Annotated in this window: 18 protein-coding genes and 1 other RNA gene; 9 read left to right on the top strand and 10 right to left on the bottom strand. The window is 49.6% G+C overall.

Annotated elements, in window-relative coordinates; translation table 11 throughout:
• Positions 1-56: 56 nt before the first annotated feature.
• Both alaS and LBF86_06810 read right to left on the bottom strand, forming a co-directional pair.
• On the bottom strand, positions 57-2618 hold the full coding sequence (gene alaS, locus LBF86_06815; GenBank protein ID MDR0665214.1) for an alanine--tRNA ligase: 2562 nt from the start codon (positions 2616-2618) through the stop codon (positions 57-59).
• A 744-nt stretch (positions 2619-3362) separates the two neighbouring features.
• Positions 3363-3908 (bottom strand): flavin reductase family protein, encoded by a 546-nt coding sequence (locus tag LBF86_06810; protein ID MDR0665213.1) that lies wholly within the window; start codon positions 3906-3908, stop codon positions 3363-3365.
• A gap of 90 nt (positions 3909-3998) precedes the next feature.
• On the opposite strand from LBF86_06810, the gene ffs reads away from it, so the two are divergent.
• Positions 3999-4096: signal recognition particle sRNA small type (gene ffs, locus LBF86_06805), an RNA gene on the top strand.
• A 141-nt stretch (positions 4097-4237) separates the two neighbouring features.
• On the opposite strand, the gene queF is transcribed toward ffs, so the two are convergent.
• The 5 genes from queF to dnaA all read right to left on the bottom strand — a co-directional run bounded on the left by queF (position 4238) and on the right by dnaA (position 10681).
• Complete coding sequence (gene queF / locus LBF86_06800) at positions 4238-4615, bottom strand: preQ(1) synthase (GenBank protein ID MDR0665212.1); 378 nt, start codon at positions 4613-4615, stop codon at positions 4238-4240.
• Positions 4612-5811 (bottom strand): HD domain-containing protein, encoded by a 1200-nt coding sequence (locus tag LBF86_06795; protein MDR0665211.1) that lies wholly within the window; start codon positions 5809-5811, stop codon positions 4612-4614. Before LBF86_06795 ends, queF begins: the two co-directional genes overlap by 4 nt.
• A 12-nt stretch (positions 5812-5823) precedes the next feature.
• Positions 5824-8139, bottom strand: coding sequence for a DNA topoisomerase (ATP-hydrolyzing) subunit B (gene gyrB / locus LBF86_06790; GenBank protein MDR0665210.1), 2316 nt, complete (start codon positions 8137-8139; stop codon positions 5824-5826).
• 21 nt (positions 8140-8160) lie between these two features.
• Positions 8161-9228 carry a DNA polymerase III subunit beta gene (gene dnaN, locus LBF86_06785; protein MDR0665209.1) on the bottom strand — a complete coding sequence of 356 codons (1068 nt, stop codon included), beginning with the start codon at positions 9226-9228 and terminating at the stop codon, positions 8161-8163.
• Positions 9229-9358: 130 nt separating this feature from the next.
• Positions 9359-10681, bottom strand: a complete 1323-nt coding sequence (gene dnaA, locus LBF86_06780; GenBank protein MDR0665208.1) for a chromosomal replication initiator protein DnaA — start codon at positions 10679-10681, stop codon at positions 9359-9361.
• A gap of 103 nt (positions 10682-10784) precedes the next feature.
• Here dnaA and ruvC point away from each other — a divergent pair, with 103 nt between their 5' ends.
• Complete coding sequence (gene ruvC / locus LBF86_06775; protein ID MDR0665207.1) at positions 10785-11261, top strand: crossover junction endodeoxyribonuclease RuvC; 477 nt, start codon at positions 10785-10787, stop codon at positions 11259-11261.
• Positions 11262-11804 carry a 6-carboxytetrahydropterin synthase gene (locus LBF86_06770; GenBank protein MDR0665206.1) on the top strand — a complete coding sequence of 181 codons (543 nt, stop codon included), beginning with the start codon at positions 11262-11264 and terminating at the stop codon, positions 11802-11804.
• 201 nt (positions 11805-12005) lie between these two features.
• On the opposite strand, the gene LBF86_06765 is transcribed toward LBF86_06770, so the two are convergent.
• From LBF86_06765 to polA, 3 genes are all read right to left on the bottom strand, one after another.
• Positions 12006-12986 carry a phosphatidylglycerol lysyltransferase domain-containing protein gene (locus LBF86_06765; GenBank protein ID MDR0665205.1) on the bottom strand — a complete coding sequence of 327 codons (981 nt, stop codon included), beginning with the start codon at positions 12984-12986 and terminating at the stop codon, positions 12006-12008.
• Between the two features lie 129 nt (positions 12987-13115).
• Complete coding sequence (locus LBF86_06760; GenBank protein MDR0665204.1) at positions 13116-13451, bottom strand: hypothetical protein; 336 nt, start codon at positions 13449-13451, stop codon at positions 13116-13118.
• 421 nt (positions 13452-13872) lie between these two features.
• On the bottom strand, positions 13873-16560 hold the full coding sequence (polA, locus tag LBF86_06755) for a DNA polymerase I (GenBank protein ID MDR0665203.1): 2688 nt from the start codon (positions 16558-16560) through the stop codon (positions 13873-13875).
• Between the two features lie 265 nt (positions 16561-16825).
• Here polA and LBF86_06750 point away from each other — a divergent pair, with 265 nt between their 5' ends.
• The 6 genes from LBF86_06750 to LBF86_06725 all read left to right on the top strand — a co-directional run bounded on the left by LBF86_06750 (position 16826) and on the right by LBF86_06725 (position 25601).
• The gene (locus tag LBF86_06750; GenBank protein MDR0665202.1) at positions 16826-18907 is read left to right on the top strand and encodes a TonB-dependent copper receptor; all 2082 of its coding nucleotides are present in this window, start codon (positions 16826-16828) and stop codon (positions 18905-18907) included.
• A 175-nt stretch (positions 18908-19082) separates the two neighbouring features.
• A complete protein-coding gene (locus LBF86_06745) occupies positions 19083-19238 on the top strand; it encodes a hypothetical protein (GenBank protein MDR0665201.1) in 156 nt (51 codons plus the stop codon).
• Between the two features lie 5 nt (positions 19239-19243).
• On the top strand, positions 19244-19918 hold the full coding sequence (locus LBF86_06740) for a TetR/AcrR family transcriptional regulator (protein ID MDR0665200.1): 675 nt from the start codon (positions 19244-19246) through the stop codon (positions 19916-19918).
• A gap of 96 nt (positions 19919-20014) precedes the next feature.
• A complete protein-coding gene (locus tag LBF86_06735) occupies positions 20015-21088 on the top strand; it encodes an efflux RND transporter periplasmic adaptor subunit (protein MDR0665199.1) in 1074 nt (357 codons plus the stop codon).
• Entirely contained in the window at positions 21089-24223 is a 3135-nt protein-coding gene (locus LBF86_06730) for a multidrug efflux RND transporter permease subunit (protein MDR0665198.1), read from the top strand.
• The gene (locus LBF86_06725) at positions 24216-25601 is read left to right on the top strand and encodes an efflux transporter outer membrane subunit (GenBank protein MDR0665197.1); all 1386 of its coding nucleotides are present in this window, start codon (positions 24216-24218) and stop codon (positions 25599-25601) included. Before LBF86_06730 ends, LBF86_06725 begins: the two co-directional genes overlap by 8 nt.
• Positions 25602-25858 lie beyond the last annotated feature (257 nt).

Raw genomic sequence — 25858 nt, 5'->3', positions numbered from 1 at the left:
AGCGGATTGAAAAGCGAGCGACGTTAAACGATCTCTACTGATAGGCGGTTGTAGCGTTAGACGATTCTCGCTTTAGCAAGCGCGAGCGCTTTGGCTTTTAGCGCCTCGATCCGCTCGATAGCCACGCCGCCGCCGCTGGCAAAATCGTCGCGCCCGCCGCCCTTGCCGCCAAATTCTGCGACGCTTGCCTTGAGCCATTCGCCCGCTTTTAAGCTCAGCCCTTTTACGCCGGCGGTTACGGTAATTCCGTTCTCGCTCTGGCAAAGTATCATCGCCGCGATCCGATCAAAGCGGTTTTTTAGATCGTCGACTAGCGCTTTTGGATCGCCGCTTGAGATAAGATCGATAACCACCTTCGCGCCGTTTATATCCGCTATGTCGATCTGCCGATCGCCGCCGCTTTGCAATCTTTCGATCTCTTTTTTCTGCTCTTTAATTACGTTTGTCAGCTTTGCGATCGCGCCGATCGGATCGGGATTTTTCAGCTGCGCGACAATCGCTTCGTAACCGCTTTTGAACTCCTTGAGATAGCGGTAGGCGCTTTGACTGACCGCCGCCTCGATCCGCCGCACGCCCGCGCTGACTCCCGTCTCTTTTGTTATAACAAATAGTCCGATCTCGCTTGTGTTGCTTACGTGAGAGCCGCCGCAAAACTCGACGCTCTCTTCGCCGAAGCTCACCACGCGCACAAGCGCGTCGTATTTTTCGCCAAAAAGCGCCTTCGCGCCCAGCTTTTTAGCCTCGTCGATCGGCAACTCGCGGATTTGTCCCGCCACGGCGTTTAAGATCGTCTTATTCACCCGCGTTTCCACCGCCTCTAACTGCTCTTTGCTTAGCGCGCGCGGATAGTTAAAATCGAAGCGCAAACGATTCGCGCTAACTTCCGACCCCGCTTGCGTCGCGTTTGCGCCAAGTATCTCGTTTAGCGCCGCGTGCAAAAGGTGCGTCGCGCTGTGATGACGCGCCGTCATAACGCGCCCAAAGCCTACGCTCGCCTCGATCGCCGCGCCGACGGCGATCGCCTTTTGCGGTGTGACTTTGGAGATATTCAGTCCAAAATATTTATCGGTCGAGATTACCTTCGCGATCGCCTCGTCGCCGACGATTAGCTCTCCCTCGTCGCCAATCTGCCCGCCGCCGGTGGCGTAAAACGGCGTTTGCTTTAGCATAACGTAGCCGTTCTCGCCTGTTTCAAGCCGATCGACGCGCTTAAAATCGTCGTTTAACAGCGCCAAAATTTCCGTTTCCGCGCTTAGGCGATCATAGCCGACAAACTCGTTTTTGCCAAAACTATCGATCAGCGCGCCAAAATCGCCCCGCGCGTTTTTATCCCCGCTGCCTTTCCAAGCCGATTTGGCCGCCGCGCGCTGACGCTCCATCGCCCGATCAAAAGCCGCCAAATCCAACGCGGTATCGCTTGCTCTAAGCATATCTTGCGTCAAATCGAGAGGAAATCCAAAGGTGTCGTAAAGCTTAAACGCCGTTTCGCCGCTGAAAACGGACGGATTTTTGGCAAGCTCTTCGTTAAACAGCTTCATTCCGTTGTCGATCGTGGCAAAAAATCGGCTCTCTTCCTCTTTGATCTGTTCGGAGATCGCGCTTAAACGCTCGTTGATATACGGATAGCTCTCTTTAACCGTTTCGGCGAGCGCGGGCGCAAGCGCGTGTAAAAACGGCGCGCGAAGTCCCAACAGATAGCCGTGCCGCGCGGCGCGGCGCAAAATGCGGCGCAAAACGTAGCCGCGCCCCTCCTTGTCGAAATTCACCCCCTGCGCCAGCAGAAAGCAAACCGAACGAATATGATCGGCGATCACGCGATGGCTAGAGCCGTTTTTTGGCTCGTAGGGCTTGCCGGTAATCCCAACTATAGCGTCTAAAATCGGCTTAAACAACGACGTTTCATAGTTGGACAACGCGCCCTCTTTAACCGCCGTAATGCGCTCAAGCCCCATTCCCGTATCGATCGACGGCTTGGGAAGCGGATGTAAAACCCCGTTTTCGTCGCGGTTATACTGCATAAAGACGAGGTTCCATATCTCGATAAAGCGATCGCCGTCGCCGCCAAAGTAGTCCTCGTTCGAGCCGAAATGTTCCGCGCCCTGATCGAAGTAGATTTCGGAGCAAGGTCCGCACGGACCCGTCTCTCCCATCTGCCAAAAATTGTCCTTATCGCCAAAACGCTTAACGCGATCCGGCGACACTAAATCCAGCCAGATCGACTCGGCTTCGTCGTCGCTCTCATGGACGGAAATGTAGAGCTTCTCTTTGGGCAGGGCGATAATTTGCGTTAAAAACTCCCAAGCAAAAGCGATCGCCTCTTGTTTGAAGTAGTCGCCGAAACTAAAGTTGCCCAACATCTCAAAAAAGGTGTGATGCCGCGCCGTGTAGCCGACATTCTCTAAATCATTGTGTTTGCCGCCGGCGCGCAAGCAGGTTTGACTGCTGGCGGCGCGAGGCGGATTCGGCGCGGGCGTTTCGCCTAAAAATATCGGCTTAAATTGCACCATGCCCGCGTTGGTAAATAGTAGCGTAGCGTCGTTTGGCACAAGCGGCGACGAGGGCGCTTTAGTGTGTCCCTTAGCCTCGAAAAAGTCCAAAAACGCCTTACGAATATCCATTATCTAGCGCTCCAAAGCCCTTGTGGTTTTTAACATTTTAACCAATCCGCCCAAAATAGTCGAGTAAATAAGCGGCAAACCATCTATGTTTTCGGCTAGATTAACTCCACAAAAGACAAACGCTGGCGATTATAACCTAAGCGCGCGGCGCGGCGGCGCCTTTGCCGCTGTTTGCCCCCAACCTTGTAGCGTAACGCGGTTATGGCTACCCGCGCGTTTTAACTACTCGATCCCCCTTCGACGTCCTTATCGGCTACTTTCGCCCGTCGCCAGACTTAGCCCAACATGCTTGCCCGCCCCCTAATTTTTATAACGTAGGGTAGTTTCAACCCGCGCGCCCGCAAGGAGCGCGACCCATCTCTAACTTTGTAGCGTAGGGCGGTAACCGTTTAAGAGAGCCGCTTTTGTCGTAAGCCGTCGCTCGTTACGGAACCTAACCAATCTCCTCCCCAACGCCTCTTTTATGCGATCTAGCGATCTGCGCGCGCCGCCCAAATAAATAAACGCGCTAGAAAATATCCGCCGCCGCCAATAAAGAGACATATTATCGAAAAAGTCGGCGAAAACGCGCCGTTTGTATATGCGCGTTGGTTAGATTTCTCCAGCGAGCGATCACATTCTATTTTTCGCCCGTTAATCGTAGCTTGCGCGTTAATTATATAGACCCGAACGATCTAGTTTATTCGTTTTTTTCAAACTCCGCGTTAAGTAGGACGATCGGTTTTATCTAGGCTAAACGACGTTTTAAATGCGGTCTTGCCACTTTGTCATTTCCTCGCGCAGATCGACGACTCTGCCGTCGATAACGAAAGTTCCGTCGCCCATCGCGTGAAAAGCGCGTTGATCTTTTCTAAGAGGATTGCGCCACGCCGCAACGCCGCGCAAAACGAACAGATACGCGCCTCCTACCGCGATTTTTCTTTCAAGAACGCACTCCAAACATTTCAAACATTCGCCGATTAGCGGCGCTTTAACGATTTTTGACGGATGCGGCGTAAGGCGAAAGGTCTTAAATTTATCAACGTCCGCGCCCGAACAGTTGCCTATGGCGATCGTCTTTTTCATCAGATCGGCGCCGGGAACCGCCGCGACGCATTCGCCCGTTTTTAGCAGCGTATGATATGAATGATTCCAAGGACCCAACATAACGCCTATTGTCGGCTCAAAACCCATCGAGGCGTGGCAGCTAGCGGTCATAACGTTATTTTGCCCGTCGATCGCCGTGCTAAGCAGCATAACGGGACCGCATTCAAAAAAGGTAAACGCCCGATCCAGAGCAAACGCTTCCAAAAGATTGTTTCTTTTTCGCATAGTTTATTGTATAACAATTTTTACGCCGGCGCCATAAATACAATAAAATTATGTATAATTACGCGCTTCTTCTTAGACCTGTGCGGCGGTTTTAAAAGAAAACGGGTCAGGCGGGGAACCGAGCAGCCCAGCTTGCTAGACTGTGCGCCGCAGCCATCTGGGAAGAAGCCTTTTGCTTTCCTCGCAAAAGTTATAAAGCCGCTACGATAGATTTTATACGACCTATATTGATTAAAGATGCGATAAAAGGGCGGCAAACCGCATAATCGAATACCGAACGGCGAATAAAACGGTTATACGGTTTGCGCTTATTTTTTACTATCGACAATAATAGTCGTATGAACATTGCCGCGAGGGGAAAAATCGGCGGTTAGTCTAAGCGATCTAGGTTTAAGCGCCGTCAGTAGCGCGTTATATATCTCGTTTGCCGCCGCCTCATGCGAAATATAACGGTTTCTAAAGCAGTTAATATAGAGTTTAAGCGCTTTTAATTCAACTACTTTTTTATCGGGAACATAGGATATATTTATCATGGCAAAATCCGGATAACCGCTCCTAGGACATAATGCGGTAAACTCTGGAAGCGATATATTTATTTCGTAATCGTTTTCTGGATTTGGATTATCCCATAGCTCCAAATCTTTATCGACGCTAAATTCGTTTATAATTTTCTCGCCGTATCTCATCTGCTCTCCTCGTTAATTCCCAAATATTTTTCAAAATTGCTCATAATAGCATAAAAATTAACGCCGCCGATTGGCGATCGATGTTTATTTTTAACCGCAAATCCGTTTTCAAGATCTTTTGATCGAATGCCGTAGCTTTTGGAGAGGGCGGCTTCGGTAAAAGCGGCGAGATGATCGCACGCCTTTAGCGCAACTCCGTCGATCGGTTCAAATATATCGTCGTTATAATCGGCGCAATCGTCAATCTCCACAATTTTTCCATCTTTTATAACGCGGTTCATAAACTCGTTTTTGCGCGAATTATCAAGTCCCAATAAATAAGCGAAATAGCCCTGAATATTGTCCGGAACAAGCGGCAAAATACGGGTGCGTATCAACTCGATTTCGTAGTTTGAAATAAAACGTTCAAGCCCGCCCACGCTGTATTTAACGGGAGAGATAATATCGCGCGTTAAAACTTCGGGCAGATCGTGAAATAACGCGCAGTAAAAATTATTCGCCAGCCGCTTTTCGCAAGCGCTTGCCGACACGGAGTAAAAATACGAAAAAAGCGCGACTATAAGTTGATGTCCAAGCACGCTGGTTTTTGGCAGGCGCGGCGTTTGCGACCATCTGATTTGATAACGTAATCTTCCGCATAGATCCACAATTTTCGCCAGATTGCCGTTTAATCCTACCTCCTCTACGCCTTTACAATCCAAATGTATGAAAATTTCCGACTCGACAGATTGACGAAGCTCCTCTATATCGCTTAAAAAACCGCCGCTTTGATAAATAATTTTAAACTCGTATCGCGTCGATAGATAATGCGCCGCTTCTAATAGTTTTCTCTCGTTTTTATAAGCGCTAATATCAGCGAAATAGGTTTCTATTTTCATAAAAAAATCGCCGTTAGTTACAGGTCTAATTTTATTCAAAAACCATTCGTTAATTTCTTTTTCTTTTTCTTTGATCGCGCGACGATAAACGTCGGGGCGAATATCGGTAACTATCGCGCGACGCAAAAATTCAAAAATGCCAGCCTCGATTAGTTTTTTTAAGTTAATTTGCTCATTCTGCGAAGCTAGAAAAAATGCGATAATAAATTTATGCGATTGCTTGTCAAGTTCCGTTAAGTCCGTAAAACGCGGATAATCGTTCCATCGCTGTATCGACGCGGTATTATAAAAAAAGGCTATTAACTCTGGCGAGATCATTATTATAAATAACTATATGTCCAAATGCGCAACGTCTTTTGCGTGCCGTTCAATATACGCGCGTCGCGGTTCTACTTCGTCTCCCATAAACAAATTAAAATTGGCGCTGGCGGTTTCAAAATTATCGATTGTGACTTGTAATAAACGCCGATCTTCCTTATTCATGGTGGTTTCCCATAATTGCTCTGGGTTCATCTCTCCAAGCCCTTTATAACGCTGAATATAGGCGCCTTTTTTCGCGGCTTCCTCAACTTCCGATAGAACGCTTAATATATCTTTTTCGCCAAATAACTTTTGATGCCCCAGCTCGCATAGGCGATTAAATATAAACTTACCTTCGGCAAAAAGAGAATTTGAGAAAAGATCCTCGTTAATAAGTAACTCTTCAAGCCCTTTTTGCGTCTGAACAAATAAGTGAATGCGCCGATCGTCTAGCTGATAGTTCAAAATATTATATTCCGCGTCGGTTAAAAACTTTTCAATCTCCGCAAACAACTCTTTATTATCCAGCGCGAGTAAAGTATCTTGTTCAATAAACAGTCTTATTAGCTTAATTAACGAATAGCGTTTCTCGAGTTGATTTAGCGTCGCTCGGTAGCGCGCTGCTATCTTTAATAGCTCTTTTAAGTCGCGATCGCCTATATTTTTAAACTCAAAACCGCTTATCCCATTTTCGATAAGGAATTCATCTAGGGCTTTATCGTCTTTAAGATAAATCTCTATTTTGCCCTTTTTATAACGATAAAGCGGCGGTTGAGCAAGATAAACGCAACCGTCCTCAATAATTTTTCGCATATAACGGAAGAAAAAAGTTAATAATAACGTTTGAATATGGCTTCCATCAACGTCCGCGTCCGTCATAATAATAATTTTTCTATAACGAAGTCTGGATATATCCATCTCTTCGCCAATACCGCATCCGAACGCCGTAATCATATTTTTAATTTCGTCGCTGGAAAGTATCTTATCTATGCGCGCTTTTTCAACGTTTAAAATTTTTCCTCTTAACGGCAAAATTGCCTGATAGACGCGATCGCGTCCCTGTTTAGCCGATCCGCCGGCGGAATCGCCTTCCACTAAATATATTTCGCTCGCGTCGGGATCTTTGCTTTGACAATCCGCTAATTTACCCGGTAAAGCGCCTACTCCTAAACTATCTTTTTTGCGAGTGAGATCGCGCGCCTTTCTCGCCGCTTCTCGACCGCGAGCGGCAAGAAGTATCTTTTGCATAACGCCGCGCGCGTCGTTTGGATTTTCCTCAAAATGTTTAACCAATTTTTCATAGATAAACTTTTGAACTAGCGGTTTAACGTAGCTGCTGCCTAATTTACCTTTTGTTTGCCCTTCAAATTGAGGTTCGGGAACGCGAACGCTAATAATCGCTATCAATCCCTCCTTAGTGTCGTCTCCGCTTATTTTTACGTCTTTTTCCTTAGCGTTTGCGTTTTTTTCAATATACTGAGTTATAGCGCGCGTAAGACCGGCGCGAAAACCCGACTCGTGCGTGCCGCCGTCCGGCGTTTTTATATTATTAACAAACGATAGACACTTTTCAGAATAGGCGTCGTTATATAAAATAGCCGCCTCCGCTTCGACGTCCTCCAATTTTTCAGAGATAAAGATAGGTTTAGTTAAAGCGTTATTTTCATTCAGATCGGCGACAAACTGCGAAAGTCCCCCTTCAAAACGGTAAACTTCGACGAATCCGTCTCTTTCGTCTTTAAGTTTAATAGTGATTCTAGGGTTCAGATAACAAAGCTCTTTAAAACGCTTGGATAGAATTTCTCTATCAAAAACAATCGTTTCAAAGATCGAGTCGTCAGGCGTAAACTCTATAATTGTTCCCGTTTTGCGCGTGGTTCCCGTTATTTCAATCGGCGCAGTCGGAACGCCGCAATTAAAACTCTGTTCGTAAATCTGCCCTTTTTTATATATAGTCACTTTAAGACTTTTTGAAAGCGCGTTTACTACGGAAACGCCCACGCCGTGCAAACCGCCGCTTACTTTATAAGTATCCTTGTCAAATTTGCCGCCGGCGTGTAAAACGGTCAAAACAACCGTCGCCGCGCTTATTTTTTCTTCAGGGTGAATATCGGTTGGAATACCGCGCCCGTTATCGGAAATAATCGCGCTAAAATTTGCGGTTAACGTTACGCAAATCTCATCGCAATAACCCGCCATAGCTTCGTCTATCGAGTTATCAACAACCTCGTATACAAGATGATGCAACCCTCCGACCGAAGTATCGCCTATATACATGCCGGGGCGTTTCCTAACCGCCTCGAGACCTTTTAATACTTTAATATTACTAGCGCTGTATTCGCTCATAGTTTAACCCAAGTTTTGTATTTATAAAATGATTGGCATTACAATCGTGGAAAAATTTTCCGATCGTAAAATAAACGGCGAAGACGAGTCGTTAACGCCAATAGCAAACTGTTCACTCTGCGTTTGTGTAAGAAAATCAAGAATAAATCTGCTATTCACCGCGATCGAAATAGGATCTTCTACCGAAATATCAGTCTCGATAGCCGTTTTTGCCTCTTCGATACTCTCGTTAAGAGTCTCAAACCTTATTAAACCGCTTTCAAAGGTAATTTTAATTTCAGTCGAAAGCGTGCTTACCTGTCTTATCGCGTCTATAAACTTATTTACGTTAAACAAGAACGATCGTTTAAGTTCTCGCGGAACAATTCGCTCGTAATCCGGAAATTTACCGTTTATTACTCTAGTGTAAAAGAAATAGTTATCGTTGGTAATTGTTAAGTTGGTTTCGTCGTAATACAGCTTTAAGTCGGAGGTAAATATTTTTACCATTTCGGCTATCGCTTTTTTTGGAATAATAATAGGATAGTTTTTATCCGAACTCTGTTCAATTTTGTAGAGCGCTAACCGTTTTGTGTCGGTTGCAACGACGTTGATTGAACTCGCGCGAACGTCGATCAATGCGCCGTTTAACTCAAATTTTGGATTAGCGTTTGCGATCGCGGGCGTAATCTTTCTTAAAGCTTGAATCAGCTTTTTACCATCGATCGATACTTCGCCATCGCCTGTTTCCATATTAAAATGCGGAAATAGATCTGGATTAAACGACGGAAGTTTGTATTTTGAGCGATTTTGCTTGATCTGAAGCGATTCCGCATTTCCCTCCAACAATATTTGATCGTCGTTTAAAGCCCTGACCACGTCTAGGATTTTTTTGCCGTTTACCGTAAAAGAACCTTCGCTTTCTAGGTCGAATTCCGTAGTTTTGATAACTAGACCTATTTCGTTGTCGGTAGCGCGTATCTTTAGCTCGTCGTTTTTAGTCTCGAAGAGAACGTGCGCCGTGATAAGCGAGTTGTCTTTTTTTTCTAAAAATGGTTGTAAGGTAGATAGGGTGTTTTCAAGCTCCGCTTTTGCTATAACGAACTTCACTCAAGTTCCTTTCTTTGTATTTTAGTAGCAGTAGTAGGCGGCGTGAAAACGTGAAAAACGCGCGCCGACTCTCTTGTTGAGCGATTTGTTTTAATTCTGGATTATACGATCTTTTTACCAAAATTTTTGTTCAGGTTTCTTTTGATTCCGTTATTTTTCCGGCTAGAGCGTCTATTTTTAGCTTAAAATCGGCGTCGTTTTCGATGATTTGCGTTATGACTCGGTAGGCGTGGCTTACCGCGGAGTGGTCTTTCATTCCAAAGTATTCCGCTATAAGCGGCATTGAGTTTTGGGTGAGTTTTCTGGCTAGGTAGATGACCATTTTACGCGCCGCCACGATCTGTTGCACGCGTGATTTACTCTTGATTTCGGATATTTTACAGTTCATCTCTTTGGCGACGGTTTGCGTTATATCATCTATTGTAACGTTTTCTCGCTTGTCTTTAAGGTAGTTTTTAAGTATGTCTTTGACAAGCTCCAGCGAAACGGGGCGCGCCAACATGGTGCAATATAGGTTTATATTGCTAAGCACGCCTTCGATTTCGCGCACGTTATTGTCGAGGCGGCTTGCGATGTGATTGATAATTTCTTTATCTAGCGAGATTTTAAGTATTTCGCATTTTGTTTTGATGATAGCTATTTTGGTTTCAAGCTCCGGCGGTTGGATTTCGGCTAATTGACCCCACATAAAACGGCTTTTTAGTCGTTCGGTAAGCCCCGCGATCATCTTTGGCGGCTGATCCGCCGTTAACACAATCTGTTTTTTGCGCGAATGAAGCTCTTCAAAGGTATTAAAAAACTCCTCTTGCAATCCCTCTTTGCCGCTAAGAAATTGTATATCATCAATTAGTAGCGCGTCGCAATTTCGATATTGCTCGCGGAAGCGATCCATCGTTTTTAGTCTCATATGTTCCGTAAAATCATTTAGCATATGTTCGCATTGGCGGTATATAATGGTCTTTTTCTGCGCGCTTGCGCTCGCTCCTATGGCTTGCAGCAGGTGCGTTTTGCCTATACCCACGCCTCCGAATATAACTACGGGATTATAAGCCGCTCCCAGATTTTCGCTGACCGCTTTAGCGACGGTGTAAGCGAATTTGTTCGACGCGCCGACGACGAAGCTGTCGAAGGTATAGCTTAAATTCAACGTCGCGCTTTTGATGGTTATCCCGTCGCCTTTTGTCGTCGCTTGCGGATATTTTTTTGGTTCCAAGTTCTTTGCCGTTATGCGTACGGCTGGTCGAACGCCGCTCTCTTTCTCGAAAAAATCGGCTATTTTTGCCGCGTATTTGCTCTGCGCCCATAACGCTATATAAGGATTTGGCGCCTCAAAGACGGCAAGATCGGACTTTAAATGCTTTTCTAATAATTTAAGCGGCGCGACGTAGCGTTCAAATTCGTCGCTTGAAATCTGCTTTTTCAGCTCGCCGCACAGCAAATCGAAGATTAACAAAGCGCCTCTCCGCCTCTTAAAGTAAAAAATTATAGCATAACGTTTATAAGTTATTCACATTGTGAAATTCTGGTGAAAATATAGCGGGCGAGGTTTTAGAATAGTGGTGATCTTGGGCATCGATCCTGGGACGGTCAAGTGCGGTTACTCGCTTTTGAACGTTGAATCGAAAAAGATGAGTTTGATTGAAGCCGGTTTTATTAAAATCGCTCCCAACCCTCTTGTGGCGCAACTTCCAGAACTTATAGAAGGATTAGACGTAATTTTTAAGAATTACAGAATTGACGAAGCGGCAGTCGAGGACGTGTTCTTTGCCTATAATCCAAAGACAGTTTTAAAACTAGCCCAATTTCGCGGCGCGATTTTACTAAAGCTAATTCAGGATTTTGGAGTTTTTCACGAATATACCCCGCTGCAAGTGAAAAAGTCGGTAACGGGCAAAGGCAAGGCGAATAAAGAACAGGTGGCATATATGGTTAAGGTTCTTTTAGGCATAAAACGCGAGATTAAACCGCTCGATATAACCGACGCGATCGCCGTAGCCATAACGCACGCGCAACGAACGGCAATAAGGAAGTAGATGATTATAAGAAAAATGTTTACGTTTGAAAACGCGCATATCGTCCGCGGATCGGTTAGTAAAAAGTGCGCGCTAAGCCTTCATGGACATAGTTATAAAATTGAGACGTTGCTTTGGGCGGACAGATTTAAAACGGGCGAGATCGCGCTTGATTTTACCAGAGTTAAAGAGTTGTTCGGCTGGTTTATAGACAGTTTCGATCATAGCGTCGCGATTTGGAATAAAGATAAAAGCGCGTATATCGAGGCTATGAAAGCGCATAGCGATCGATGGGTCGTTATGCCCGTCAATCCAAGCGCGGAGCAGTTTGCCAGAGTTATATTTTGGTTTGCGCGGCGCGCGCTAAAGGGCGAAAAAAATATCGACGTGAACAGCGTGATCGTTCATGAAACGCAAAGCTCCTACGCCCAAGCGTTTAAAGAGGATATAACAAATCCAAAAATGGGCGTTATAAAATATGAAGATTTTAGTTTTTCGGAAGCGGTTAGAAAAGACTGGAAAAAACGCGATCGTTTTGAAAAATTATTTTTAGATTTATCTTAATGATTTTAATGCGACTATCGTTAAATTATATTTGTAATAACGCCGCAAACGGTTAGATTTTAATATTTTAGGAACGCGAAAAACGGAACTATATCGCCGCCATATTTACGCGCTCGATATTTTATAAATTGGATTGTTTTGCAAGCGTCCTATAAAATCTCGCGCGGCAAAAGAAACGCATATGCCGCAGCGACAACCAATTTATTTTTGATAGATCGCGTATTTTGTCGCGAGTTTATATGGGCGATAAGAAAGTTTGACTTTTCGCAGATTTTCAAAGCCCATATCGTCGCCCACGTTGATATAGATACAGTTATATTCGGCTTTTAATATCTTGCAAAATTCGCGAAAAATGTATTGCGCGCTGCCCAACACGTCGAAATCGGTTTTTTCAATCAGCACGCTCGCGCTTGTTTCGCCGAGCTTCTCCCCGACGGTGAAGCCAACCGTGTCCTCGCCCATTTTCAAAACGATTCCAATCAGCGAAAGCTCGCGATAGCGTTTCAATATCCGCCTGATCGCAAAGCGTTCGTGGCTAATGCCGTCTAAAAACTGTTCGGTTTGATCTTTGGGCAGGTATCGCATGCGGTTGGCAATCCAGCGGTTCAAAAGCTCGTTGATCGCCTCGCCGTGCTTTTGCGGTTCTAGGATTTCGATCGTCGTGTTCGGGTAGGTTTTGCGAAACTTGTTGATTTCGTTGCGCTTAGCGTGGAACGCGTTGCCTTTAAGCTCGATGAGATCGTCTGCGAGATAGATATAATCGGCGTATTTTTTTTCCACGAGGAAATTTTCAAAAATTTCAAAAATCTCCGCGCCCTTTTCCAAATAATCGACAAAACCCTGCAAAAAGAACTCGCAAACGTAATCTATGCGCGAATAGTAGATCGAGCTGTTATGCTCGTTCATAATGGCGAAACACTCGATCAGCGCGTCGTTGACGCGATCTTTACTCCCAAGCGGAGGCAGAAGCATAGTCAGCTCTTCGCCGCTTAGCAAAAAAAGACAGAACGCGTCTTTCACGATCGCGTAAAAACCGCTGGAGTAGCTCAACCATACGTAATTTTGGGCGAAAGTATAGTCGCTCGCCTCTGTCTGAACAAAGGAGAGATAGCGCTCCATAATCTCTTTAGCTTCGATGGTAAAAGGGATCAGTTGATATTCTTTGATAGTAAGCGATACCATTTGTCGGCTTTACGTTAGGGTAAAATGCGAGCGCAAGCATAGCAAAGTTGCGAATAATTGCGGCGTTTTTTCATTAAAAAGCTACATAATTTTTATTTAAGGCGGCGTCGCCCTATCGCTTTGCGCGCGTCAATCGGCGTAATAGTAACCCTCGTCGTATATGTCGCCTATCAACTCGATCTTTTTTGCGTTGCGAAAACGATAATCCACAATCACTCGATCCCCGATTTTAAAGCGCGGTTTTGCCGCGTAATCGTAAACGGTAAATATCCGCCCGTCGTCCAATATCAGCTCCAAATCCTGCGCCGACGAGCGGGTAACTCTCGCGTAACTCACGATGGCTTTGGCGCGTCCGTATTGCTCGCAGCCGTAACCGTAGCACGCGCCGAGGTCCTCCCATTTGGGCGATTTTGCGGCGCACCCGCAAAGCGCTAGAGCTACGAAAACAAGCCAAAAAATCCGCATTTTTCCTCTTTTAGAGAAGTCGGCGTTTACGAAAACGCCATTTGCTCAATGTAGCAAGAAACGGCTTTAAGCGCCGATAACCCGCGCCATAAAACGTTTTAACGCAAGCGAACCTCTCGCCGTATATATTGACCGATCGCGCAAAAGCTCGCGCCGCGACCAATCGACAGAATTACGAAACGCGCCCTCAAAGGGCGCGATAAACGCGGTTTAAAAGCCGACAAATCGGCGCGGCGAATAGCTTTATTCTTATTTTCCGCTACATCGCGTTTTATTCGCGCCTTTACGGGGGCGCGGAGTTTCAAAATCGGCGTTTGAAGGCATAGCGCGGCATAGTTCCCGTTAGATAAAGTTTGACAAGCGCTCGATAGCGCCCGCCTTACGCGCGCAAAAAAACGGCAACGACTGCGGCGTTGGGCGATTATTTCAACTCCGCCCAATTTTTCGCCGCCGAAACCGAAACCTCCAGCGGCACGTTTAGCGCGTAAACGTTTTGCATTTCGAGTTTGATAGTTCTCGCCGCTTCGTCCGCAAAATCCTCCCGCGTTTCAAAGAGCAGCTCGTCGTGAATTTGCAACGCCATTTTTATTCGATCGTCGCCGCGAAAAAGGCGGCGTAGATTTAGCATCGCGAGCTTGATCAGATCCGCCGCGCTTCCTTGAAACAGCGTATTGACCGCTTCGCGCTCGAACGCGGCGACAAACCGATCGCCCGCGCCCTCGAAATCAAAATAACGCTTGCGTCCGAACAGCGTGGAGACAAAGCCGTATTTATGCGCGTTACGCTTGATCGAATCGATATACGATTTAATCGTCGGAAACTTTGCGAAGTAGTCGTCGATCACCCTTTTCGCCTCTTCGGCGCTAATGCCCACGTCGGCGGAGAGCTTGCGCCGCCCCATACCGTAGATCAGCCCGAAATTGACGCTTTTGGCGACGTGCCGCATAGCTTGCGCCTGATCGCCAAAGAGCGCTTTGGCGGTTTCCAAATGAATGTCGCGGCGGTTTTTGAACGCTTCGATTAGCGTCGGATCGCCGCTAAAATGCGCCAATAATCGCAACTCAATCTGGGAGTAATCGGCGCTAAGTAGCAAAAAGTCTTTTTTGGCTACGAAACCGCGCCGTATCTGCCGTCCCGTTTCCGTGCGCGTCGGGATATTCTGCAGATTCGGTTCGCTGGAGCTTAATCTGCCCGTCGCCGTGCCAATTTGCGAAAAGTGCGTATGAACGCGCTTCGAGCGCGCGGCGATCGCCAAAAGCGGCTCGATATAGGTTGATCGCAGCTTGGTTAATTCGCGGTAACTCAAAATCTCGCCAGCGATCGGATAATCCGCCGCCAAAGCGGACAGCACAGATTCGTCCGTGCTGTAGCCCGTTCTCGTCTTTTTGCCGCTAGGCAATTTTAGCCGCTCGAATAGTATAACGCCAAGCTGTTGAGGGGAGTTGATGTTGAAATATTCGCCCGATAGCTCGTAAATGCGCTCCGTTAAATAGGCGATCTCCTCTTGCATTTTCGTTTGCAAGGCGGCGAAAAACGGCGCGTCGATCTCCAGCCCCGTATCCTCTAGCTCCAATAAAACCCGCATAAACGGCAGTTCAATTTCGCGCAATATCTTCAGAGCCGCCTCGTCTTTTGTCCGTAGCAGATTTAGCAAAATCGGATAGAGCCTTAACGTCATAACCGCGTCTTCGCTCGCGTAACGGCAAGCGGCGCCAAGCTCGACCTCGCTAAAATCGTTTAAGCCCTTCGTAACGCTTTTGAAGCTGATTGTCTCATGGTTTAGATACTCCCGCGCCAACTTGTCAAGTCCGATTGATTTTTCGGGATCGATCAGCCACGCGATCAAAAGCGTGTCGTTTTCAAACGGCAGATCGCTAAGACCTAGCGTATGGTTTAGGATATGCAGATCGAATTTAAGATTTTGCCCGATGATCTTAGCCTTGGCAAACAGCCTTTTGATCGCCTCTTTCGCGGCTTCTAGCGATATTTGCGGCGGCGCGCCCAAATAGCGATGCCCGACGGCGGCGTAGTAGCCTTTGTCCTCTTGCCAAGCGAAGCTAAAGCCCGCCAATCGCGCCGCGCGCGTATCGAGGCTGTCGGTTTCCGTGTCAAAGGCGACGATCGCGCCTTCGGCAACCCTGTCGATCGTTTCAAACAGCGTTTTTTCGTCCGCGATCAGAACGCTTTCAAAGGGCTGATTCGTTAGCGTTTTCGCGGCGTTTTCGCGGCGAGTTTTATGAGGCGCGGCTACGATCGGACGGCTCGCTTCGCCGCGTTTTAACGCCGATCTAATATCGTATTTAATAAGCTCGTCCGCGATTCGCGCGATAGGATCGGACGGAAACGCGAAATCGACGTAGTTCAACCGATCGACGGCGTTTAGATCCAGCGTTACCAGCTTGCGCGATAAAAACGCCGCCTCTTTCCCCTCGATCAACAGTCGCCGCGTTCTTTCGGGCGTAATCCGCGCTATGTTGTCGTAAACGTTCTCCAGCGTTTTGTATTCGACGATCAGTCTCGCCGCGCCCTTTTGACCAATGCCTTTTACGCCCGGCACGTTGTCGGCGGAGTCGCCTAGAATCGCTTGAAACTCGATAAAATCCTTTGGTTCCACGCCGAACTTTTCCACGCAAAACGCGCCGTCTATCTCTCTTTGCTTGATCGGATCAAAAACCGCGATTCGCCCGTCGTCGATCAGTTGATACATATCTTTATCGCCGCTAATTACGCGCGCGAATAATCCGTCGTTTTTTGCCCGCGTAGCGATCGAGGCGATAACGTCGTCGGCTTCAAAGCCGCTTTTGCGCGCGAGCGCGAAGCCCGATTTTTCGATCCACTCTAGCGCGATCGGAATCTGGCGCGCCAGATCCTCTTCCAGCGGTTTGCGATTGGCTTTGTAACCCTCGAATATCTCGCGCCGAAAGGTCTTTTCGGGACTTTCGGACGCAAAAACAATATAATCGCCGCCGCCCTTTGATAGGCGAGCGATAAAGTTGGCGAAACCCGTTAATAATCCCGTCGGAAAGCCGCCGGAGCTTGTTAGCTTGGGCAAAGCGTGATAACTGCGAAAAAAGAAGCCGAAGGCGTCGATGATTTCAATTGTTTTCATCGGCGTAGTTTAGCGCCGCCGTTTAAAAAGTCGGTAACGGCTAATCCGAATCGGCATAGACGAGCGTAAACGGATTACGCGCCAGCCGCCTTTAACCCGTTTCGCGTATCGCCGAGCGCCGCCTTGTTTAGCGTTGGCGTATCGCGTTCAAACGCCTATTCGCGCGGTCTCCTCCGATATAAGCGCTAAAAAACTTGAACCTAACTCTTAGATTTAAGGTTCAACTATATATGATAACGCCTTTCAAACTTAAAAAGGAGTTGTTATGCATTCGACAACATTCGCGTTTAGCGCGATCTTTGCGCGAAAAATATCTTACTCGGTCGCGTTGGCGGCGCTTTTTGCCTCTTCGGCGCAGGCGCATCATGAAGGGCATATCGATCAAAACGAGTCAATCGGCGACGGCGCGGATCGTAACGCCTCGGTCGTATCGTTCGAGCCGATCGTTATTACCGCGCCGACGGCAAACAAAGCGCTGGAGGTTAGCCTAGATCCCAAAAAACCGCAGCAGCCTCTGCCCGCAAACGACGGCGCGAGCTTTCTTAAAAACATCCCCGGCGTGAGCGTAACCCGCAAGGGCGGCACGGACGGCGATCCGATGTTTCGCGGCGCGGCGGCGTCCCGCTTAAATATACTGCTTGACGGCGCGCATATACTTGGCGGTTGCGGCGGGCGAATGGATCCGCCTACCGCCTACGTTTTTCCCGAATCATACGATCGAGTAACGTTGCTAAAAGGTCCGCAAAGCGTTATCTACGGCTCCGGCGCCTCGGCAGGTTCGGTGTTGTTCGAGCGAAAACGCGACGAGTTTGGAGCGCGCGCGGGCGCGAAAGCTACGTTGGCGCTAACGGCGGCAAGTTTTGATCGCCTTGATCAATACGCGGATATTAAAGCGGGCAATTCCGATTTATACGTCCAAAGCGTTTATAGCTTCGCCAAATCGGGCGATTACGAGGACGGCGACGGCGAAAAGGTTCATTCAAAATACGAGCGCGAAAGCGTAAGCGCGGCTTTGGGCTGGACGCCGGATAGAAATACGCTCTTAGAGGTTTCGGGCATAAGAAGCGAAGCGGTCGCGGCTTACGCCGATCGCGGCATGGACGGAGGCGCGTTCGATCGCGAAAACTACGCGATCAAATTCGATAAATCCGAAATAGGCAAAACGCTATACGAGATCAAAGCCCAAGCCTACCATAACTACATCGATCATATTATGGACAATTTCAGTATGCGTCCGAACTCTGGTATGGGTATGGTTTCCAACCCCGATCGCAAAACCGAAGGCGGACGGCTGGAGCTTACCTTTTTGCCCGCCGACTCGCTTTCGCTGATAGCGGGCGCGGATATGGAGGTCAATCTGCATAGAGGTCGAAGCGGCGCTCCGCAGGGATCGGCTATGAACCCTTACGATAAAAATAAGTTCGCCAAGAACGTCCTATTCAAAGACTACGGACTATTCGGCGAGCTTGCTTGGCAAGCGGACGCGGAGAATAAACTGATTGTCGGAGCGCGCGCCGACGCTTGGGAAGCGGAGGGCAAAGAAAACGCGCTCGTCGCCGCGGGCAAAAAGCGAGACGAAACGCTATTTGCGGGCTTTATCCGCTACGAGTTTGGCGTGTTGGATAACGGCTTGGCTTACGCGGGGTTTGGGCATAGCGAAAGGGCGCCCGATTTTTGGGAGGTCATTAAGCAGAGCGAAAAGATCGCCTCGAATTACGCCGCTTTTAACGAGATAGATCCCGAAAAAACCAATCAGTTTGATATTGGTTTTACCTACAAATCCGATCGGCTGCAAACCTTTGTTTCGACGTTTTACAACAAAGCTACGGACTATATTTTGATCGACGCCGCCACAAGAAGCATCGCGCGCAATATCGACGCTACGACGTTTGGCGGCGAAGCGGGCTTGGATTACCGCTTAAGCGATAGCTTCAAGGTTTCGACGAGCCTCGCCTATACGCGCGGCGAAAACGATTCGGACAATAAGCCTTTGGGGCAGATTCCGCCGTTTGAAAGCCGCGTTGGACTAGATTTTGACAACGGGACCTTTTCGGCGGGCGCGGCGTGGCGTTACGCGGACGCTCAAACCCGATATGCCAAGAAACAAGGCAATATCGTAGGGCAGGATATAGGAAGCTCAAAGTCGTTCAGTATAGCGTCGCTTAACGTCGGCTACCGCTTAAACAAAACGGCGGAGATCGCGCTGGGAGTCGATAACCTGTTCGATAAAACTTACGCGGAGTTTATCAGCAAAGCGGGATCGAACGTTGCGGGCTACGAGCAAACTAAACGGATAAACGAGCCCGGTCGCACGGTATGGCTTCAAGCGCGAATCGCGCTAAATTAGCGTTCGTCGCGTTAAAGGCGTCTGTTTTCGTTTTGGCAAACGGCGCGAGTTTTCGTTTTTGCGCCGCCAAAGCGGCGTTCGCGCGCCTTAGAGCGATTTTTTAACCGCCGATAGCGAATTTAAGGTATTATAGGCGACCGATACGGGTTGAGCCCGCGAAAAAATGGCGAAAGGTTTGAAAACGGCAAAAGTTGAACTACAGCAAACGCAACTAACAAGAGCGCCCTATAACGGGGGGGGGGGGGGGCGTCCGCGCGATCGCTTCTTGGATGCGGCGCTCGGAAGATTCGCAAACTACAAGAAAATATCTACGAGTTACAAAGAGAACTAAAAACTATGATAATCGATAGACTATTGCGTTCAAAGTTAAAAAAAGAGCGTAGGGCGGAAGAGAGTCAAGAGGAGCGTCAATATCCCAACCGCAACCGCTTTTTGGAGGCGGCGTTCGACGAATTCGCGGATCGCGGCTTCAGCAAGGTTGGCATGCGCGAAATTATCCGCAAAAGCGGCGGATCGTTCAGCACGGTTTATAAGTGGTTTGGTTGCAAAGAGGGGTTGCTCGCCGCCGCGCTGGAGCATAAAATGCAAAGTGTTGCGCGGGAGTTCGAGCGCGTAGCCGAACATTTCAAAGACGCTCCGCTAGAGGAGTGCTTAAACGCTTTCGCGATGGAGCTTCTCGGACTGATGTTCAACGAAAAAACCGCGCGCATACACCGCTTGCTGATAAGCGAAGGAGTCAAAGGCGACGCGAAATTAGGGCGCAGGTTAGCCAAAGCCGCGATCGAGGGGCATATGCAAATACTCGCCGACTACATACAAAAGCAACAGGAAAAAGGGCTGCTCCGCGAGGGCGATCCGCTGGTGGCGGCGATGCGCTTTGTCGGCTGCCTAAAAGGATCGCGCCATATTCGCGCGATCGTTACGGGCGAGTGGGAGACTATGGACAGGTCGCAAACGCAAGCGCTCGCTACGGAGGCGACGCGCTTTTTTCTTTACGGTTTTCACGCCTAATTCGTTTAAGTTTAGATCGGGTAGGATTAGCGGCTTTGAGTGTGTAACCATTGTTACACATTATCGGGAGTCGAAAACAATAGAAAAGGACCAATTATGAGAAAAGCGCTGATTGTTCTGATCGGTATAATTTTTCTAGGTTGCGAAGGCAAGCAAGACAAAGCGCAAGACGGCGCGCCGCAAATGCCGCCCATACCGGTAAAAATCGTTACGGCGCAAGGCGGCGATCTGCCTATCGCGCTGGAGTATCCCGCGAAACTTGTTAGTTCGGGTTTTGTGGAGGTGCGCGCCAAAGTGGGCGGCGCTCTGCTTAGCCGCGAGTATAAAGAGGGCGCGCGGGTGGATAAAGACGCGCTCTTGTTTATCATCGATCCCGCCAAATATGAGGCGGCGAAAGCGGCGGCGCAGGCTGCCTTCAATCAAGCCAGCCGCGAGTATAACAGGGCGCGACAGCTGTTTTCTAGCAACGCGATCAGCGAGAAGGATCGCGACGCGACTCTAGCGGCTTACGAAAGCGCCGAGGCGGCTTTGAAAAACGCCTCGCTGGATTTGGACTATACCCGCGTAAAAGCGCCGATCGACGGCTTTGCGGGCATGACGGAACATGACGCGGGCAACCTAATTAGCGCCGGCGCGCTATTAACGACGATCACCAAGACCGATCCTCTGCACGCGGAGTTTTCCTTTGCCAACATAGAGAAACTTAAAACCCAATACGCGATCGAAAACGGCAGCTGGGCTAATCCCGTAGGCGTTAAGGTTCTCGTCAAGAGCGAAAGCGGCGAGGAGTATCCAAACGAGGGCAAAATCGACTTTATCGACGCGTCGATCGATATGAATACGGGAAGCGTAAAAGCGCGCGCCGTTATGCCAAACCCCAAGGGAGAGCTTATGCCCGGTCAGTTTGTGCGCGTAGCGTTAAGCGGCGTCGTCAGAAAGAACGCCTTCCGCGTTCCCTCGGAAGCGTTGTTGCAAACGCCGGAAGGCAAGATCGTTTATGTGGTCGAAAACGGCAAAGCCGTTACGCGCGCCGTAACGCTAGAGGGCGAGAACGATCGCTTCCTAATAATAAGCGCGGGCTTGAAAGAGGGCGATCGCATCATATTGAACAACCTGCAAAAACTGCGCCCCGGCTCGCCCGTAATCGAAACGCCAGAGCAAGGTCTCTAAATGTTCTCGAAAATCTTTATCGATCGCCCGATTTTAGCGGCGGTAATATCGATCATAATAGTACTTGGAGGCGTGATCGCCATGCGATCCCTGCCTGTCGAAGAGTATCCGCAGGTGGTGCCGCCGCAGGTTATGGTCTTTACTAGCTATCCGGGCGCGTCGGCGGAGACCGCTTCCGCCACCGTCGCCTCGCCTATCGAGCAGGCGATCAACGGCGTGGAGAATATGATCTATATGCAGTCGAGCGCGTCGGCGAGCGGCGAGGTGATGATCAGCGTCTTTTTTGAAACGGGAACCGATCCCGACGACGCGACGATCAACGTATATAACCGCGTCCAAGGCGCGATCTCCCGTCTGCCCCAAGAGGTGCAGCAACAGGGCGTAACGGTGCGCAAACGCACCAACACTATGCTGGAGATTATCGCTATGCGCGGCGATCCGGATCGCTACGACGCCATCTATATCAGCAACTACGCGCTATTAAACGTGCTAGACGATCTAAAACGGATCAAAGGCGTGGGCGACGCGATGATTTTTGGCAGCAAAGACTACTCTATGCGAATCTGGCTGCGCCCCGATCTCTTGGCAAAATACTCTCTTACGCCCACCGATCTGATAAACGCCGTCCGCGAGCAAAACGCGCAATACGCGCCGGGGCAATTTGGGCAGGCGCCGCTTGAAAACGGCGCGGCGATGTACACCTACACCATCGTCTCGCAAGGGCGACTCGCCGACCCCGAAAGTTTTGGCAATATCATTATAAAAGCCAACGCGGACGGAACCTTTTTGCGGCTAAAGGACGTAGCCGCGATCGAGCTAGGCGCGCAAAACTACAGCTTCAACGCCAGACAAAACAAGCAGCCCGCCGTGCCGATCGGCATCTTTTTGCAATCGGGCGCGAACGCGCTGGAGACCGCCGACGCGGTAGCCGCCGTTATGGAAAACCTGAGCAAGAACTTCCCCGAAGGGATCGGTTACGTAATCCCTTACGACACGACAAAGTTTGTGCGCGTTTCGATTAACGAGGTGATGAAAACGATTGTCGAGGCGCTTCTGTTTGTGATGCTAATCATCTACTTTTTCTTACAAAATTGGCGCGCCACCCTTATACCTATGCTCGCCGTGCCGGTGTCGATCATCGGCGCGTTCGCGGGACTTTACGCGCTAGGTTTTTCGATCAACCTGCTGACGCTTTTCGCGCTGGTGTTGGCGATTGGGATCGTGGTGGACGACGCGATTATCGTGATCGAGAACGTCGAGCGGATACTTAGAACGCACCCCGATTTTAGCGTCAAACGGGCGACGGTCATAGCGATGAGCGAGGTTACGGGTCCTATCGTGGCGATCGTGCTGACGTTGTGCGCCGTATTTATCCCCGTCTCGCTGATGGGCGGTTTCACGGGCGAAATGTATAAGCAGTTTGCCACGACAATCGTCCTTAGCGTAATTATCTCCGGCTTCGTGGCGCTGACGCTTACCCCCGCGCTGTGCGGCGTGCTGCTACGCGCTCACGATCCGGAGCCGATACTGCCGCTTCGTCTGTTTAACCGCGCGTTTATGTGGATTACGCAGCATTTTTCCGAAGGGGTTCGTCAGACGGTGCGCTTCGGCGCGGTTTTCGTGCTGATCTTTATCGGGCTGATGTATATCGCCTACAGGCTCTTTGACAGCGTGCCGGGCGCGCTGGTGCCAATGGAGGATAAAGGCGGTTTGATGGTGATCGCCAATCTGCCTCCCGCCTCGTCGCTGGAGCGCACGCAAGAGGTGATGGACGAAGTCGCCGATATAGCGGCGGCAAACCCTCTTGTGCAATACGCTACGCTGATGAGCGGGATCGATATGATGTCTAACGCGCTTAAACCTAGCGCGGGCGCTGGATTTATCAACCTTATCGATTGGTCGGAGCGCACAAGACCCGAACAGCATTCGCAGGCGTTGGCGGGGCAGTTTATCGGGCAGTTTATGCGCAATCCCAACGCGCTGATCTTCGCTATAAACCCGCCGCCTATTATGGGGCTAAGCATTGGCGGCGGCTTCGAGATGCACGTGCAAGATCGCACGGGCGGCGGCGTCCGCGATCTGGCGAAATATATAAACGAGATTGTCAGAGAGGCTAATCAACACCCGTCGCTTACGCAGGTGCGAAGCACAATCGACGTCGATACGCCGCAATATCAGATCGAGCTTGACCGCGACAAGGCGAAAATGCTAGGGGTATCGGTAGGCGATCTCTTCGGCGCGATGCAGGCGACGTTTGGCGCCTATTACGTCAACGACTTCAATATGTATGCCCGCGCCTTTCGCGTAATGATGCAGTCGCAGGGCGATTTCAGAAAAAGCCCCGAAAATCTCGAGGACGTGTTTGTGCGATCCAATACGGGTCAGATGATCCCGCTTAGCGCTCTAGTAACGGTAAATCGCGTGTTGGGACCGGACGTCGTGCAACGCTTCAACCTGTTCAATAGCGCGCAGATCACGGGCGAGCCAAAAGCGGGGATCAGCAGCGGCGCGGCGATCGAGGCGATCGAGGAGATAGCCGCCAAGATATTGCCCGAAGGTTACACGCTCGCGTGGTCTGGTAGCTCTTATCAGGAAAAAGCGATGAGCGGCACGGGCATCCAAGCCTTCGTATTTGGCGTAATACTGGTGTTTTTAATCCTAGCGGGGCTATACGAGCGCTGGCTAATGCCGCTTGCCGTCGTCGCGGCGGTGCCGTTTGCCGTATTCGGCGCGATTTGCGCCGTGGCGCTTAGAGGGCTTAACAACGACATCTATTTTCAGATAGGGCTTGTGGTGCTGATCGCCCTTGCGGCGAAAAACGCCATTCTTATTATCGAGTTTGCGATGAACAAGCGCGAGGAAGGTTACGGACACGTCGAGGCGGCGATCGAGGCGGCGAAACTGCGATTTCGCCCGATCATTATGACCTCGCTCGCGTTTATGCTGGGCGTGTTGCCGCTCGCTATTAGCTCCGGCGCGGGCGAAGCCTCTCGCCACTCGATCGGCACGGGCGTGATCGGCGGTATGCTCGCCGCGACCTTTATCGCGGTCTTTTACATCCCGTTGTTTTATGTCCATATGGGCAAGATAGGAGACTTTTTTGCGAAATTGTTCAAAAAGGGCGCCAATGCGTAACCTCTCTATATTATTGACGACCGTTTTCTTTCTCTGCGGTTGCTCGCTGGCGCCCAATTATGTCGCGCCGAAAAACGAACTGCCCGCAAACGCGAGCGACGCCGTGCAAATCGGCAATTCGTGGTGGGAGGGTTTTAACGATCCTAGTCTCAACGAGATCGTAAAAGAGGCTTTAGAACGCAACTACGATCTGGCGATCGCGGCGGGCAACGTGGCGCGCGCGCGCGCCGCTCTGGGGTTGGCGAAGGCGCAGCGCTATCCGAATTTCTCGGCTTCGGGCGAAGGCGCTCGCGCATGGAGGCGCGATCCGACGGACAGCTCCAAGTTTATCGATAGCGACAGCTTCGCTTTGAGCGGAACGCTTAGTTACGAGGTTGATCTGTGGTCTAGGCTTGGCGATAGCAAAAAATCGGCGCTCTCGCAACTGCTGGCTATGCAAGCCACGCAGGAGTCGATCAGGCTTTCGCTGATCAGCGGCGCGATTGAGAGTTATTACGCTCTGCTCGCGCTGACCTACAACGAGCGCGATATAGAGGAGATGTTGCAGGGCAAAGAGCGAGCCTACGCGCTTAGAAAATCGCAAGCCAAAGCGGGAGCGCTAACCGAGCTGATCCTAAGTCAGGTAGCGGCGAATCTAAACGGCACGAGAGCGCAGCTAATCGATATTAAGCGCCAAAAAGAGGCGGCGCAGAACGCTTTTGCTATTTTGCTTGGGCGAACGCCTAAGGCGATTTTTGAGGAAAAAGCCAAGCTTAATGGCAGATTTCCCTCCAGCGCGCTTCCAAGCGCCAATCTGCCTAGCGATCTGATCTTGCGCCGTCCGGACATTCAAGCCGCCGAAGAGGAGTTAAAGGCGGCTAACTACTCGATCGGATCGGCTAGAGCGCAATATCTGCCCTCCATTTCGCTCACGGGGACGGCTGGATTTGGGAGCGCCGAGCTTGGCGATCTGTTTGATAGCGAGTCGCAAAGCGCGAGAGCTGGGATCGGGATCAATCTGCCGATTTTCTCGTTCGGGCGCATTGGCGCGCAGGTCGATTCGGCGCGCGCGGCGAAAGAGATCGCGATCGCGCAGTACCAAAAGAGCGTGGCAACCGCCTTCAGCGAGGTAAAAGACGCGCTAAGCCGCAGGGAGCAAGCCGCCGCCCGCCTTACGCAACTCAAGGAGCAGGCGTCATATCTGCGCCAAGCGCTGAAACTTACCAAAGAGCAATACGAAGCGGGCTACAGCGACTATATAGCCGTGATCGACGCGGAAACCGATCTGCTTACCGCGCAGCTCAACCTAAACGGCGCGGAATCCGAAAACATCGCCGCTCAAGTAGAGCTGTATAAAGCGCTTGGCGGCGGCTACAAGGTTGATAATACGGAAAACTAACTCTCTTGCGGTCGGTTCCACTTACTGGAACATGGCCTACGGTACAAATCCGGGCGATGTTCGGCAGGATGAGGAAGGCATAGCCAACATGAAAAACTTAGGACAAAACATGGCGTTTCTATTACGTAAAATAGCGAGCGTTTTGGTATGCAAAAAATCGGGCGGATTGATTCGGGTGTTGAAGTTTTTAAAAATACCGGCGATATCAATGTTACTTTTGATTTGGACGAATAGACTTTTAAGGAGAATATAAATGA

This window comes from Helicobacteraceae bacterium (genome assembly GCA_031258155.1).
Classification (GTDB): Bacteria; Campylobacterota; Campylobacteria; order Campylobacterales; family SZUA-545; genus JAIRNH01.
This window is presented reverse-complemented; position numbering and strand designations above follow the sequence as displayed.

Bases quoted from the DNA above. Each gene is read 5' to 3' on its own strand.
- alaS (MDR0665214.1), bottom strand. From the start codon at position 2,618: ATGGATATTCGTAAGGCGTTTTTGGACTTTTTCGAGGCTAAGGGACAC.
- queF (MDR0665212.1), bottom strand. From the start codon at position 4,615: ATGAGATACGGCGAGAAAATTATAAACGAATTTAGCGTCGATAAAGAT.
- LBF86_06795 (MDR0665211.1), bottom strand. From the start codon at position 5,811: ATGATCTCGCCAGAGTTAATAGCCTTTTTTTATAATACCGCGTCGATA.
- gyrB (MDR0665210.1), bottom strand. From the start codon at position 8,139: ATGAGCGAATACAGCGCTAGTAATATTAAAGTATTAAAAGGTCTCGAG.
- LBF86_06770 (MDR0665206.1), top strand. From the start codon at position 11,262: ATGATTATAAGAAAAATGTTTACGTTTGAAAACGCGCATATCGTCCGC.
- LBF86_06765 (MDR0665205.1), bottom strand. From the start codon at position 12,986: ATGGTATCGCTTACTATCAAAGAATATCAACTGATCCCTTTTACCATC.
- LBF86_06760 (MDR0665204.1), bottom strand. From the start codon at position 13,451: ATGCGGATTTTTTGGCTTGTTTTCGTAGCTCTAGCGCTTTGCGGGTGC.
- polA (MDR0665203.1), bottom strand. From the start codon at position 16,560: ATGAAAACAATTGAAATCATCGACGCCTTCGGCTTCTTTTTTCGCAGT.
- LBF86_06750 (MDR0665202.1), top strand. From the start codon at position 16,826: ATGCATTCGACAACATTCGCGTTTAGCGCGATCTTTGCGCGAAAAATA.
- LBF86_06740 (MDR0665200.1), top strand. From the start codon at position 19,244: ATGATAATCGATAGACTATTGCGTTCAAAGTTAAAAAAAGAGCGTAGG.
- LBF86_06735 (MDR0665199.1), top strand. From the start codon at position 20,015: ATGAGAAAAGCGCTGATTGTTCTGATCGGTATAATTTTTCTAGGTTGC.
- LBF86_06730 (MDR0665198.1), top strand. From the start codon at position 21,089: ATGTTCTCGAAAATCTTTATCGATCGCCCGATTTTAGCGGCGGTAATA.
- LBF86_06725 (MDR0665197.1), top strand. From the start codon at position 24,216: ATGCGTAACCTCTCTATATTATTGACGACCGTTTTCTTTCTCTGCGGT.